Annotated in this window: 1 pseudogene; it reads left to right on the forward strand. The window is 48.0% G+C overall.

Annotation, left to right across the window (positions count from 1 at the left end):
* A pseudogene (locus tag F885_RS21450) lies at positions 1 to 512 on the forward strand (YadA-like family protein); the annotation flags it as partial.

The raw sequence follows: 512 nt of genomic DNA on the forward strand, positions 1-512 counted from the left end.
CAAGGTAAGAACATCACCGTGACTAAAACCACGGGATTAGATGGACAAGACATCTATAACGTTGCAACGGCTGACAATGTTGACTTTAACAATGTCACAGTAGGTGGTGCTAATGGTGTGAACATTGATGGCACTACAGGCAAGATCAGTGGTGTAACTGCGGGCGAAGTCAGCGCGACTTCGGATGAAGCGATTAATGGTAGCCAGTTAGCAGGCACAGCGAAGAGCGTATCGGACGCTTTAGGTGGCGGTTCAACCGTAAACCCTGATGGCACCGTGACTGCACCAAGCTATACCGTGAATGGCAATAATGTCAGCAATGTTGGTGCAGCCATTTCAGAACTAGACAAAGGCTGGAATCTACAAAGTAACGGGGCCAAAGCGGGTGCAGTAAAAGCAGGTGACGCGGTTGATATTGGTACAGTTGCAGGCGAAGAAAATCTGACGGTGACCAAAGATGGTAACAATATCAAATATGGCCTAAACCGTGATCTGAAGGTAGACAGCGTTCG

Source organism: Acinetobacter higginsii (assembly GCF_000369845.1).
GTDB classification, from domain to species: Bacteria; Pseudomonadota; Gammaproteobacteria; order Pseudomonadales; family Moraxellaceae; genus Acinetobacter; species Acinetobacter higginsii.